This window comes from Nocardia sp. NPDC046473, assembly GCF_040645995.1.
GTDB lineage: Bacteria > Actinomycetota > Actinomycetes > Mycobacteriales > Mycobacteriaceae > Nocardia.
On sequence record NZ_JBEYZJ010000002.1, the window covers coordinates 81,134 to 94,223 of the forward strand.

The window sequence follows — 13,090 nt, forward strand, 5'->3', positions numbered from 1 at the left end:
GGCGTCATCGACTTGACCGGCAACTACGCAGATTGCTCGAGTAGTTGTACACGGTTGCGCGCGTGCACATGTCGGCAAAATTCTTACCCATGAGCACACCCAACGCCCAGTCGAAAACCACTTCGGCCTTCATCGCGCAAGCCGCGATCGCGTTCGGCATCAGCTTCTGCGGAGTCGGCGTCGGCATCTGCTATCTCCCACTGGACATGTGGCAGCGCGGGTTCCTCGCGATGTCCCTGCTGTTCCTGGTGACCAGCACCTTCACCCTGGCGAAGGTGGTGCGTGACCAGCACGAGGCCGCGACCGTACACGGTCGCATCGATCAGGCACGGTTGGAAAAGCTGCTCGCCGAGCACGATCCGTTCAATTCCGTGTCCTGACGCACCTGGGCGGGCCTGGTACACGAGGGGTCCTGGCCCGCCCAGGTCCGCGTCCTACTCATTCACTTGAGCGAGCGTTCCCGAACCGCGGACGCTTCCAAGTAATTTCGGATCCGATCCGACAGGTCCGCCGACCAGTCCGGTGGCTCGGCGAGCGCGGCCCAGGCATCGAGCACCAGCGTGCCGTAGCGGTGGCCGTGCCCGTCGGTGACCCCCTGCGCATTGGGCAGATCCGCCGCGACCTGCCAGAACGTGACGATCGGATACCACGCCATGGTCGGCGACACGTCCGATCCGCGCGGCTCGCGCAGCCAATCCGGTTCGTTGAACAGCAGATCCGGCGACCACCAGACCACCGGATCGGACGCGTGCTGCAGATAGGCGATGCGCGGGGTGAGCCAGGCGCCCGACGGCTGCCACAGGTCGCCGCGGCCGTCGGCAAACCGCACCACCAGTCCGTCCGCGTAGGTCGGCAGCACCTCGGGCGAGCCGGGATCGCGGCGGGCGACGAATTCGCCCCACAGCCGGTTCGAGTTGGGCGGCCCGACCCACAGCACCCCGTCGGCCTTGGTGCGCAGGTCGGTCAGGCCGTTGAACGCGCCCTCCGAGCCTTGCGAGCCGAGGCTCTCACCATAGACGAGCAGCTTCGGACGCGACTGTGCCGGACGTGCCGACCAGTGCTCATACACCTTGTCGAACACCAGCTTTCCCATCCGCGTCGCCTTCGCCTTGTCCGAGAGGAACGACAGCACGCTGGGCAGATACGAGTACTGGGTGGCGACGATCGCGGTGTCGCCGCCGTACATCATCTCGACGGATTCGGCACTGGTCGAGTCGACCCAGCCGGTGCCCGTCGTGGTCACCACCACCAGGGCCTTGCGTTCGAAGGCGCCGGTGCGCTCGAGCTCGGCGGCGGCCAGCTCGGCCTGCGCCTCCGGACCGTCCGCCGATTCCAGACCGGTGTAGACCCGGATGGGCTCGCGCGCGGGTTTGCCGGTGACCCTGGCGATGTCGTCGGCGGTCGGCACGTAGGAGACGAACCAGCGGCCCTCCGAGCCGAGCGTCTCCCACTTCGCCAGCGAGTTCGGGCTGCCGGAGCGCTCCGCCAGCTGCGGCTGGGTGGCATTGGCCGAGGTGTGGCTGTTGCGCACGCTGAACGCCGAATTCGCCACCGCGAAAAAGCCTTTGGCGAGCACCCCGTTGAACAGTGTGACGGCGATGATGGTGACGATCAGAAAGCCGATGGGCAGCGCGAACTTACGCGGGATATGCACCCGCTCGGTCAGCTCGCCGGCCACCCACCGGACCAGCCACCGGACGGCCCGGAACACCCCGATCACCAGCGCGATCACGGCGGCGCTCAGCGCGCCGGTGCGCAGGAAGCCGGTCGTCGTGGTGTCGGTCATGCCCATCAGCTCGGTGATCTCGCGCTGCCATCGCGCCGACTGCACCAGCATCACGATCGCGACGACCACGCAGGCGACCACCACGATCGCCCTGAGCACGCCGGGAACCCAGCCGGGCAGATCGGCGAAAACCTTTGTCACGGAGGCGGGTAGCCGCGGCCGGACCCAACTGCGGAACGCCCACTCCAGCAGGCAGCCGACGCCGTAGCCGATGGCCGCGTTGACCCCGCCGATGAGCCCTTCGAACAGCCAATCCCGCGGCAGCAGTGAGGGTGTCAGCGAGAGGGCGAAGAACAGCGTGGCGACAGCCACCCCGAACGGCGAAAAGGACAACTGATTTCGCACGAACATGGGTAACTCGCCGGGAACCAGCTGACTCAGCCGACCCCCAGCCGCCGGACGCCCCTGTCCGTCTCCCCGCACCTAGGTCTGGCCTAAATACGCGGAGAGGCGGGGGAGCAGTGAGACCGCTTCAGCCTCAGGCGTCATCAGACTGCGCTTGCCCCGAACAACTTCGGCAGCGTGCCCTCGTGCGCGGCACGCAACTCGTCCATGGGGACGGAGAACTGTCCTTGCACCTCAATGGAATCCGTGCCCTGATCGACCACGCCGATGCGTGTCCACGGCAGGCCACGGGCGGTGCACATCTTGGTGAACCGGGTCTCCTCCGAGCGCGGCACGGCGACGAGCACGCGACCGGCGGACTCGGAGAACAACGTGACGAACGGGTCGGCATCCTCGGGCAGCAGCACGCGGCAACCGGTTTCGCCGGCCAGCGCGGCCTCGACGACGGTCTGGATCAGCCCGCCCTCCGAAAGATCGTGCGCGGCACTGATCATGCCGTCGCGCGAACCCGCGGTGAGCACCTCGGCGAGCAGCTGCTCACGCGCGAAGTCGACCACGGGCGGCACGCCACCGAGATGGTCGTGCACGACCTGGGACCAGATGGAGCCGCCGAACTCGTCGCGGGTGTCGCCGAGCAGGATCAGCGTCTCGCCCGGCTCCAGGCCGAGCCCGGTCGGGATGCGCCGGTGCACGTCGTCGATCACGCCGAGCACGCCGACCACCGGGGTCGGCAGGATCGCGGTCTGCCCGGTCTGGTTGTAGAAGCTGACGTTGCCGCCGGTGACCGGAATGCCAAGGGCCACACAGCCGTCGGCGAGACCGCGGACCGCCTGCTGGAACTGCCACATCACGCCGGGATCTTCGGGCGAGCCGAAGTTGAGGCAGTTGGTGACGGCCTTCGGGGTGGCGCCGGTGGTGGCGACATTGCGGTAGGCCTCGGCCAGCGCGAGCTGCGCGCCGGTGTACGGATCGAGCTTGGTGTAGCGGCCGGACGCGTCGGTGGCCAGCGCGATGCCGAGGCCGGTCTCCTCGTCGATCCGGATGACGCCCGCGTCGGCGTGTTCGGCGAGCACGGTGTTGCCGCGCACGTAGCGGTCGTACTGCTCGGTGATCCACTTGCGGCTGCACAGTTGTGGGCTGGCCAGCATCCGCAGCAGCGTCGCCCGGAGTTCGTCGCCGGTCTTCGGGCGGGTCAGCTTGTCGGTGCTGTCGGCGATCAGCGCGTCCTGCTCGTCGGGACGCTGCACCGGGCGCTCGTACACCGGGCCCTCGTGCGCGACGGTGCGCGGCGGCACGTCGACCACGGTCTCGCCGTGCCAGGTGATGACCAGCCGGTCACCGTCGGTGACCTCGCCGATCACCGTGGCGAGAGTGTCCCACTTGCGGCACACCGCCATGAACGCGTCCACGTTCTCCGGGGTGACCACCGCGCACATGCGTTCCTGCGATTCGCTGGAAAGCACCTCGGCCGGGGACATGCCGGTCGCGCGCATCGGCACCTGGTCCAGGTCGATGTGCATGCCACCGTCGCCGGCCGCCGCGAGTTCGGAAGTGGCACAGGACAACCCGGCGCCGCCGAGGTCCTGGATGCCGACCACCAGCTTGGCCGCGTACAGCTCGAGACAGCACTCGATGAGCACTTTCTCGGTGAACGGGTCGCCGACCTGCACGCTGGGCAGCTTCTTACGGCCGGTGCCCGACTCGTCACCGGAGAAGGTGTCCGAGGCCAGCACGGAGACGCCGCCGATGCCGTCGAGGCCGGTGCGCGCGCCGAACAGAATGATCTTGTTGCCGGTGCCGGAGGCAAAGGCCAGGTGCAGGTCCTCGACCCGCATCACGCCCGCGCACAGCGCGTTCACCAGCGGATTGCCCTGGTAGGACGGGTCGAACACGGTCTCGCCGCCGATATTCGGCAGGCCGAGCGAGTTGCCGTAACCGCCGACGCCGCGCACCACACCGTCGACCACGCGCCGGGTGTCGGCCGCGTCCGCCGCGCCGAAGCGCAGCTGGTCCATCACCGCGATCGGCCGGGCGCCCATCGCCATGATGTCGCGCACGATGCCGCCGACGCCGGTCGCCGCGCCCTGATACGGCTCGACGTAGGACGGGTGGTTGTGGCTTTCCACCTTGAAGGTGACCGCCCAGCCGTCGCCGATATCGACGACGCCCGCGTTCTCACCGATGCCCGCGAGCATCGAGGCCCGCATCTCATCGGTGGTCGTCTGGCCGAAGTAGCGCAGGTGCACCTTCGACGACTTGTAGGAGCAGTGCTCGCTCCACATCACCGAGTACATCGCCAGTTCGGCGTCGGTCGGCCGACGGCCGAGAATTTCCTTGATGCGGGCGTACTCGTCGTCCTTCAGACCCAGCTCTTTATAGGGTTGCGGCACGTCGGGAGTTGCTGCGGCTGCGCTGACGGTGTCGACCTGCGAAGTCACGGGATACAGCGTCCTTTCGACATGATCGGGCGCGCTGCGTGGTTACGCTGCGCTACCGCCTCCGCGCTTGACCCGACCATGTCAGGGGTCCTTTCGGGCCGGGAGCGCGAAGCTGGGGATTCGCCTGGAAGTTTAGCCGTGACCTTTGGTGGGCAGCGGGCCGCATCTCCCGTCCGCCCGGTTCGCCGCATTCAGCGTGCGCCAGGTCACAGGCCGCAACCGGGACCGCGCGCGCCGACGGGGGTCACACCACCGGTCACAGATACTCTGAGCCCGTGAACGAACGATCGGGGGTTGCGGATTCCGCTGAGCCGGTTGCCTCGAAGAACCTGAATGGCAGTGCGCCCGCCGAGCCGACCAGCTCTGCGCGCGTGCCATTGTCGCGCGAGCAGCGGCGCTGGCTGCTGGCCGCGATCGGCCTGTTCGCCGCGTCCGCGGCGCTGTCGCTACTGGTCCACTGGTGGTCCGGCTACATCGATCTGCAGGTGTACCGCAACGGCGCCCGGGTCTGGCTCGACGACGGCGAGCTCTACGGGCCGATGCCGCCGGTCGCCGGAATCGGGTTGCCGTTCACCTATCCCCCGCTCGCCGCGCTGTTCTTCGCGCCGCTCGCGCTGATCCCGTTGCCGGTGGCCGAGGTGCTGGTCGTGGTCACCTCGCTGGCCAGCCTCGGCGCCACCCTGTGGGTGGTGCTCGCGCGGATCCGGCCCGAGCTGCCCCGGGTCACCACGGCGACGATCGTCATCGGCGCGGTCGCGCTGCTGCAGACCTTCGAACCGTTGCGCCAGACCTTCGGCTTCGGCCAGATCAACCTGGTCCTGATGGCCGCGATCACGCTGGACTGCCTGGTGCGCAAGCCATTCTGGCCGCGCGGCATGCTGATCGGCATCGCGGTGTCAGTGAAGCTGATTCCCGGCGGGTACCTGCTGTACTTCCTGCTGCGCAAGGATTGGAAGGCGGCGGGCACGCTGGTCGTCTCCGCGATCGGGGCGATCGGCCTGGGTTTCCTGCTGTTCCCGAGTGATTCGGCCGAGTACTGGTTCCACACGCTCGCCGACACCGGCCGGATCGGGCCGCCGTACTTCGCGGGCAATCAGTCGATCAAGGGCATGGTGTTCCGGCTCGGCGTCGCGGACTCGGTGGCCACTCTGCTCTGGATCGCGTTGTCGCTGGTGGCGGTCGCCTTGGCCGCCGTCTGGATGCACCGGCTGATCGACGCGGGTGCGAACGTGGCCGCGCTGCTGGTGAATGCCGCGGTGGTGCTGCTGGTTTCGCCGATCTCCTGGTCACACCACTGGGTGTGGATCGCGCCCGCGCTGGTGGTGACGGCGGACGCGATCGTGCGCGGCCGACGCAGCCCGCTGTTCCTGGGCTCCGTCGGCGTGCTGACCGTCATGTTCATCATCGGACCGCAGTGGCTGCTGCCGCACTCCGAGGACAAGGAGCTCGGCTGGGCCTGGTGGCAGCAGCTCATCGGCAGCAGTTATGTGCTCGCCACCCTCGCGGTGTTCGTTGTCGCGGTGGCGACCTATCACCCGGTAACGGCAGGCGTCAGGAAGGCGGCCAGCGCCGCGGCGTAGGCCGGAATGTCGGCCGCGCCCATGATTTCGCGCGCCGAATGCATGGCCAGCTGGGCCGCGCCCACGTCGACCGTCGTCATGCCGGTGCCCGCGGCCGTCATCGGACCGATGGTGGAGCCGCACGGCAGATCGGCGCGATGCACGTAGCGCTGCAACGGAACTCCGGCCTGCGCGCACGCCAGCGCGAACGCGCCGGCCCCGACGGCGTCGGTGGCGTAACGCAGGTTCTGGTTGACCTTGAGCACCGGGCCGCCGTTCACCTGGATCCGGTGTGCGGGCTCGTGCCGCTCGGGATAGTTGGGGTGCGTCGCGTGCGCCATGTCGCCGGAGGCGCAGACCGAAGCGGCCAGGGCGGCAAAGAATTCGGAGCGATCGCCGCCGCGCGACAACACGATCCGTTCCAGCACCGTCGGCAGCAGATCGGACTGGGCGCCGCGATCGGACTGGCTGCCGACCTCCTCGTGGTCGAACGTGGCGAACACGGGAATGGCCGCGCCCGGCTCTTCGGCCGCGGCGAGGAAGGCCTGCAGGCCCGCGTAGCAGGTGACCTGGTTGTCCAGTCTGGGCGCGCTGACCAGATCCTGGTCGCGCCCGACGATGCGGCTCGGCGCCAGGTCGTGCGTCATCAGTTCCCAGCCGAGCACCGAGGCCGGGTCGAGGTCCGCGTGCTCGGCGACGAAGGCCAGGAACGAACGCGGCTCACCGCCGACGCCCCACACCGCGTTGACGTGCCGCTGCGGATCCAGCGTGACGCCCTTGCGGTCGTCGGACAGGTGAATGGCCAGCTGCGGCACCCGCAGGATCGGCTCGTCGATGCGAACCAGCCGCTCGCGCACCGCATCTCCGTCACGGGCGGTGAGCCGCCCCGAGATGCCGAGCTCGCGGTCGAGCCAGGAATTGAGCCACGCGCCGCCGTAAGGCTCCAGGGCGACCAGCTGCCAGCCCGCCGACGCCAGATCGGGATGCTGTTTGACGCGCAGGTTCGGGCTGTCGGTGTGCGCTCCGACCACTCGGAACGGTGTCACCCCCGCGGCGTCCGCCGTGGCCCAGGCGATCAGTGAGGCGCCGCGCACCACGTAGTGCTTGCTCGGGCCGTCCGATGGCCACGGTGCCGATTCGTCGAGCCGGGTGAAACCGTTCGCGTCCAGTTCGGCTGCCAGCGTCCGGCAGACGTGGAAGGGCGAGGGCGACTCATCGATGAACGCGCACAACCCGGTGGCCGTGGCTGCGGTGGTGGATACGGGCATGCCTGCGATCCTAGGGGCCGGTGATCTTGTACACCGGAAGTGCTGATCAGGGCAGGGCCGGTGGCGTTCCCGCCGGGCGCGAACGCCGACCTGCCCACCTACTATCTGCTAAGTCATCCGCTAAGTCATCGCGCTGCTGCTCGGTACTGCTGGGGGGAGCTGAACTACTTGGCGTACGTGTCGCAGGTCGCGCCGACGCGGCTCATCTTGGCGCCGAGGTCCGGGCTCTCGCCCAGCGCCTGGTCCAGGCCGTTGGTCACCTTCTGGCCGACCAGCTGCTGCAGCGTGTTCGCCCGCATTTCCGGCGCGACCTCGTAGGCCATCTTCAGCATGCCCTTCTGCATCGGCGAGGCATCCAGGCGCGCGGCCATCTCCGGCAGTTCCGTGTGGATCGCGCCGTCAATTTGCGTGAAGGAGCACTGCGAGGTGAGCAGCGGCGACAGATCGCCGATCATGTCCGCGGACGCAATTCCCGTTCCGAACAACGATGCACCTGCGGCGATCCCGCTGATGGCGAGAGTGGCGAAGGCGTAACGCGGGTTGAGCATCTTCATGAATTCACCCTTCGGAGAGCTCGATCGGATGTTCGGGGCTGAATACCCCGGCGGTGATCGTACCCAAGGAATTATGCAGACCACCTACCGAGTCCGGTCAGTGCACGTTTATGCCGCATTTGCCGAGCGTGCTTTGCCTGCCGGACATGGGCGAATCGCCGTGAATATTTCCGAACGGACCCTTCCGGAGGTGTTGGCGCGTCGAACATCGTTGCGCCGCATGGCGGCAACGGATAGCGCCGCATGTCAACTGACCAGTTCGTAAGCCGTTCTACGTAATTCGGACATTACATCGTGTCGCCGCACGAACAGTACGAGCGACGTGCTAAAAGCTTGTCCTATGAATTGGAGCGTAAACGCAGAAGCGCACAACTCCCGCAGATCACGTTCCGTAGCCACCATCGCGGCGTCCGGACTGATCGCCTGCGCTATGACAACATTGGGGGTATCGGCGGCCACGGCCGATCCGGCCGCCGACGCGAAACTGGTAACCACCTCGGTTACTTCACCGGATGGCTCGCGGATAACCGACACCGAGTCCATCGACAATCGCAATATCCGACTTCAGGTTTATTCCGCGGCAATGGACAAGACTTTTCCGGTCGAGATCCAGCGCCCCGCGGATACTTCGGCGCCACGGCCGGCCCTGTATCTGCTGAGCGGCGCGGGCGGCGGGATCGACATCGCCTCCTGGCAGGCGCAAAGCGACGCGCGCGAGTTCATGGCGGACAAAAACGTCAACCTGGTGCTGCCGATCGGCGGCATGTTCAGTTATTACACCGACTGGATCAAGGATGACCCGGTACTCGGGCGCAACAAGTGGAAGACCTACCTGACCGAGGAACTGCCGCCGATCATCGACGCGGCCCTCGGCACCAATGGCGTGAATTCCATCGCGGGCATCTCCACCTCGGCCACCACGGTGCTGGCCCTGCCCATCGCCAAGCCGGGTCTCTTCAAAGCGGCTGCCGCCTATAGCGGTTGCGCCCAGACCAGCGACCCGCTCGGATCCCGGTTCGTGAAATTCGTGGTCGACGGATACGGCAATGCCAACCACGAGAACATGTGGGGGCCGACAGGATCACCCGATTGGGTCGCCAACGATCCGTACGTCAACGCCGAGGGGCTGCGCGGCACGGAACTGTACATTTCGTCGGGCAACGGCCTGCCCGGCCGTTATGACACCCTGGACGGCCCGCACACCCAGCCGGGCGTGAGCGGCCTTGCCAATCAGATCCTGATCGGCGGCATGATCGAGGCGGCCACCAACAACTGCGCGCAGAACCTGCGGACCAGGCTGAACGAACTCGGCATCCCGGCGACCTACGCGCTGCGCGACTCGGGTACGCATTCGTGGGGCTACTGGCAGGACGAGCTGAAGGCGTCCTGGCCGGTGCTCGCGCACGGCATGGGCTTGCCTGCCTAAACCGCTACCGACCAGCTGCTAGACGGGTCCTGGAGGACCGGGTACGGCCTGTTGCATCGGCCGCCCGGTCCTCCTTGCGTTGGCGGGCGCGAGTCACCCCGCGGGACAAGGTAGATCGTGGGGACGCACAGGGTGCGGCCGTATGGAAGTTGTCCGACAGCGTGGGGCCATGAAGGCCAGCGATACGCATTGGGAATCGAGCGGCGCGACAGATCAGCGGCCAGTCTCGGGGAAAAGCGCCGCCGGGGTGCTCTGAGCTTCGACATCGAGAGTTACCCACGCAGGCGCGTCAGGAATGCAGTGCGGTTTTCTCGTACATACCTATATCCGGAAACGAGATCGTGCCGGACGCCTGCAGTGCGTCCGGCACGATCTCGATATCTGTCCGGCTAGGCAGGGGCCCAGCCGGGCGGGTGCAAACTAGACGACCGCGATGATGATCGCCAGAATCACACCGAGGGCCGCAACGGCAGCACCGAGAAAACTACCAACACCGGGGAGCAGCATTCTTCCTCCTGTTTATGGATTGATCCACTGCGATGCGCAGTGGTCATCATTGCCAGTTTGTGGCTTGTGAATGTCGAACAGCCTCACTCGGGAGGCGTTCATGAATTCGGCCTGCTCGGAGACTTCCAGTCGGACGCTCGATGATGCGGAGCATCCGGCACGATCTCGACCTCAGCCGGCCGGACGGTTTCTAGCTAGACGACGGCGATGATGATTGCGAGAATCACGCCGAGGGCCGCAACGGCAGCACCCAGAAAACTACCAACACCGGGCAGAAGCACAGTTCCTCCTGTTTGTCGGTCGAGCCTGATCAGATGTCGAGCTGCCTCGACCACAGCGAATCAGCCGAGGTTCGCCTCACCGAGGAGGCATTTCACGAACTCAGCTAGCTGAAAGGCTGCTGACTAGACGACGGCGATGATGATCGCCAGAATCACGCCGAGGGCCGCGACAGCAGCACCGAGGAAACTACCAACACCGGGGAGCAGCATTTTTTCTCCTGTTTGTCGGTGGATCAATGATCGAGCAGTAGCGATGACGCCGACTGCCGATTGGAGACTGTAGAACATTGGCGGCCGATAATAAAATCGGCCGAGGCCGCCTCACGCGGAGGCGGCTTCGTGATCTCGATCAGCTCAGCGAGCTAGACGACCGCGATGATGATGCCGAGAATCACGGTCAGAGCGGCAACAGCGGCACCGGCCATACTTCCAACGACGGGGAGCAGCATTGTTCCTCCTGATAGTAGGTCGAACCATTTGATCGATCGGTGGCGGACGCCACCGCCGATTTCAGACTGTCGACTTCCTCGACATATCAGAAAGTAGCCGACGTTGCCTCACATCGGAGGCGTTTGACGAACTCGGTCGGTTGGAAAGTTAGACGACCGCGATGATGATGCCGAGAATGACGGTCAGTGCGGCAACAGCGGCTCCGGCCATACTTCCAACCACGGGCAGCAGCATTGTTCCTCCTGATAGTAGGTCGATCCATGGATGACTTAGCGTTGGTGATCATGCCAACTGTCGAGGAACAAACCTCGAACCGACTCGGCGTGTCGGCAAATTCAACGACACACCCCCGTTCTGGGCGGCGAATTTAATTGGACACCAATGCTCGTTAATCGAATTGGACGATCGACCGACCAGCCGAATGCTCAACCGGCGCAAGCAAATCCATCGAACGCGGCCCATCGGACAATCCCCATACCATCCGTCCCGCGATTTATGCAAAAGCGCAGGATTGGAAACTCGGCCCACAGGCCGACAAAGGTCGCCACAGGACGCAACAAGAGGACGGAACCGCCAGCACGATCGCGATGCGCAGATCGCAATCACACGGTTGCCGTCGCGTCAACGACGCGAATCAGAAAGGTTTACGCTTCGGATCTACCGAATCGTTCGCGGTCAATCAATTCCACACAGAATTGACGAGTGGGCGGCCGATAGCCGCAAATCACCACGGATCGGACTTTCGGGACATTCGTCCGCTGAATTAGCGCTACTCGGGGTTCGCTGAAACGAGTTCTAGCAAACGCATCAGTTCGGTGTAGCGGCGCGCACCGATCCGGGACCGCAGTTCCTGCTCCGCCCGCGCCTCCTCGGCCCGCACCGACGCGACCAACTCCGCGCCGAGCCGGCTCAGCCCGATCAGGATCCGCCGGCGGTCGTCCTGCGCCGCCAGCCGGAAGATCAGACCGCGCTCGGCCAGGTAGTCCGCGTGCCTGGTCGCCGAGGACGGGGCAAGCTGCGACCTGGCCGCCAGCTCGCTCATGGTGATGCCGGTCTCACTGGAGAGATTCGACAACATCGACCACTGGTCGGGTGTGAGCTGCCTGGCACACAGTGCGGCGTCCAAGTGACGCAGCCAACCGCGTTCCGCGGCACGCAGCGCACCATGCAGCGTCGAATATCCGCTTACAATGGTCGTCATTGTTATTCCTGCCTGCCATGAATTTCGCTCTAACGAGAAGAAGAGTACCGAATGCCGGCGTTCGGCGAGAGCCCAGAGGGCACAATCGAGATCCTGAACATAGTCCCGATGCAGGGACCAGGCGGTATCGTGGCCCCCTCCTGCGACGCGGCGATTTCCCTTGCAGTCGACGAAATCAACCGGGGCACAGGAATTCTCGGGCGCGAAATTCGTACTACGAATATTGATGGCGGCCGCCCGCCGCACGAGGTGGCCAGCGAGGTTTCCGCGCTGCTGGCCACCGGCATGGTCGATGCGATCACCGGCTGGCACACCTCCGCGGTGCGGCGGGTGGTGGCCCGGGCGACCGACAGCCGGGTGCCCTATTTATTCGCCACCGGGCACGAGGGGCTACCGGACGAACTACCCGGTGTGCTGATGCTCGGCGAGCACCCGGCGGGGCAGACACTGCCCGCCCTGCGCTGGCTCGCACGCGAGCACGGCGTGCGCCGCTGGGCCATCATCGGCAACGATTACATCTGGCCTCGGGAGTCGGCCAAAGCCATCCGCAACAGCCTCAGCAACCCCGCCGACGTCGTGCTGGAGCGATTCGTCCCGCTCGGTGCACCCGATTTCGGCGACTTCCTGAACCATCCGGCGCTCGACCAGGCCGACGGCGTGGTGATCCTGATGGTCGGCGCGGATGTGTCCCGGTTCAACCGGCAGTTCGCCGCGACCGGACGGGCCGCCGAGCAGCTGCGGATCAGCCCCGCCGCCGACGAGAACGTGTTACTGGCGGGCGGTGCGAGCGCCAACCACAACTTCTATGTCGCGTCGAGCTTCTTCATCGACGAACACACCTCGGACGGTCGGGACCGGGTCAACCGCTATCGCAAACTGCACGGCGAATTCGCGCCTGCGCTGACCAGCTTCAGCAACATGACCTACGAGGCCATTCACACGCTGGCCGGGCTCGCGCACGCGGTGGGCTCGCTGCGGGTGCCCGATGTGCTCGGCGCGATCGACCACGGCGTGCTGCTGGAGACGCCGGGCGGGCAGCGCGCCTTCCAAGGCAACCAGGCCATCCAGCACGGCTACATCGCCCGTGCCAACGGCGTCCGCTTCGATATCGTCGCCCGAATCACCTGAGCTCTGTCTATTTGCGGCCCCTGCGGCGCCGCGTGTTCGCGGCCCCTGGGTGTCTCGCGTTTGAGCTGTCGAGACTCGCGCCTGCGGCCCATGCGCTTCGACAGCTCAAACGCGAGACGGGCCGCGAACAGCGCTCGCAGAACTCGC

10 protein-coding genes are annotated in these 13,090 nt (G+C 66.0%); 4 read left to right on the forward strand and 6 right to left on the reverse strand.

Annotated features, from left to right (window positions below; translation table 11 throughout):
- Nucleotides 1–89: 89 nt before the first annotated feature.
- Nucleotides 90–380, forward strand: a complete 291-nt coding sequence (locus tag ABZ942_RS05840) for a YiaA/YiaB family inner membrane protein (RefSeq protein WP_357379539.1) — start codon at nt 90–92, stop codon at nt 378–380.
- A gap of 62 nt (nt 381–442) precedes the next feature.
- On the opposite strand, the gene ABZ942_RS05845 is transcribed toward ABZ942_RS05840, so the two are convergent.
- Both ABZ942_RS05845 and purL read right to left on the reverse strand, forming a co-directional pair.
- Entirely contained in the window at nt 443–2,137 is a 1,695-nt protein-coding gene (locus ABZ942_RS05845) for an alpha/beta hydrolase (protein ID WP_357379541.1), read from the reverse strand.
- A gap of 137 nt (nt 2,138–2,274) precedes the next feature.
- Nucleotides 2,275–4,569, reverse strand: a complete 2,295-nt coding sequence (gene purL, locus ABZ942_RS05850; RefSeq protein WP_357379543.1) for a phosphoribosylformylglycinamidine synthase subunit PurL — start codon at nt 4,567–4,569, stop codon at nt 2,275–2,277.
- 275 nt (nt 4,570–4,844) lie between these two features.
- Between purL and ABZ942_RS05855 the strand changes: the two genes are divergently transcribed.
- Nucleotides 4,845–6,149, forward strand: a complete 1,305-nt coding sequence (locus ABZ942_RS05855) for a glycosyltransferase 87 family protein (RefSeq protein ID WP_357379545.1) — start codon at nt 4,845–4,847, stop codon at nt 6,147–6,149.
- Here ABZ942_RS05855 and ABZ942_RS05860 read toward each other — a convergent pair.
- Complete coding sequence (locus ABZ942_RS05860; RefSeq protein WP_357379547.1) at nt 6,101–7,396, reverse strand: M18 family aminopeptidase; 1,296 nt, start codon at nt 7,394–7,396, stop codon at nt 6,101–6,103. The two genes, ABZ942_RS05855 and ABZ942_RS05860, sit on opposite strands and share 49 nt — an antisense overlap.
- A gap of 164 nt (nt 7,397–7,560) precedes the next feature.
- The gene (locus tag ABZ942_RS05865) at nt 7,561–7,950 is read right to left on the reverse strand and encodes a hemophore-related protein (RefSeq protein ID WP_357379549.1); all 390 of its coding nucleotides are present in this window, start codon (nt 7,948–7,950) and stop codon (nt 7,561–7,563) included.
- A gap of 430 nt (nt 7,951–8,380) precedes the next feature.
- On the opposite strand from ABZ942_RS05865, the gene ABZ942_RS05870 reads away from it, so the two are divergent.
- A complete protein-coding gene (locus ABZ942_RS05870; protein ID WP_357380329.1) occupies nt 8,381–9,376 on the forward strand; it encodes an alpha/beta hydrolase family protein in 996 nt (331 codons plus the stop codon).
- A 911-nt stretch (nt 9,377–10,287) separates the two neighbouring features.
- Here the strand turns inward: ABZ942_RS05870 and ABZ942_RS05875 are convergent.
- Together ABZ942_RS05875 and ABZ942_RS05880 are read right to left on the reverse strand one after the other, a co-directional pair.
- Nucleotides 10,288–10,452, reverse strand: a complete 165-nt coding sequence (locus ABZ942_RS05875; RefSeq protein ID WP_357379551.1) for a hypothetical protein — start codon at nt 10,450–10,452, stop codon at nt 10,288–10,290.
- Between the two features lie 931 nt (nt 10,453–11,383).
- On the reverse strand, nt 11,384–11,815 hold the full coding sequence (locus ABZ942_RS05880) for a MarR family transcriptional regulator (protein ID WP_357379553.1): 432 nt from the start codon (nt 11,813–11,815) through the stop codon (nt 11,384–11,386).
- A gap of 51 nt (nt 11,816–11,866) precedes the next feature.
- On the opposite strand from ABZ942_RS05880, the gene ABZ942_RS05885 reads away from it, so the two are divergent.
- Entirely contained in the window at nt 11,867–12,943 is a 1,077-nt protein-coding gene (locus tag ABZ942_RS05885; RefSeq protein WP_357379555.1) for a substrate-binding domain-containing protein, read from the forward strand.
- Nucleotides 12,944–13,090: the final 147 nt, after the last annotated feature.

Excerpts from the sequence above, each read along its gene's own strand:
- ABZ942_RS05865 (WP_357379549.1), bottom strand. The coding sequence starts at position 7,950 with ATGAAGATGCTCAACCCGCGTTACGCCTTCGCCACTCTCGCCATCAGC.
- ABZ942_RS05885 (WP_357379555.1), top strand. The coding sequence starts at position 11,867 with ATGCCGGCGTTCGGCGAGAGCCCAGAGGGCACAATCGAGATCCTGAAC.
- ABZ942_RS05860 (WP_357379547.1), bottom strand. The coding sequence starts at position 7,396 with ATGCCCGTATCCACCACCGCAGCCACGGCCACCGGGTTGTGCGCGTTC.
- ABZ942_RS05845 (WP_357379541.1), bottom strand. The coding sequence starts at position 2,137 with ATGTTCGTGCGAAATCAGTTGTCCTTTTCGCCGTTCGGGGTGGCTGTC.
- ABZ942_RS05880 (WP_357379553.1), bottom strand. The coding sequence starts at position 11,815 with ATGACGACCATTGTAAGCGGATATTCGACGCTGCATGGTGCGCTGCGT.
- ABZ942_RS05870 (WP_357380329.1), top strand. The coding sequence starts at position 8,381 with ATGACAACATTGGGGGTATCGGCGGCCACGGCCGATCCGGCCGCCGAC.
- ABZ942_RS05840 (WP_357379539.1), top strand. The coding sequence starts at position 90 with ATGAGCACACCCAACGCCCAGTCGAAAACCACTTCGGCCTTCATCGCG.
- ABZ942_RS05875 (WP_357379551.1), bottom strand. The coding sequence starts at position 10,452 with ATGTTCTACAGTCTCCAATCGGCAGTCGGCGTCATCGCTACTGCTCGA.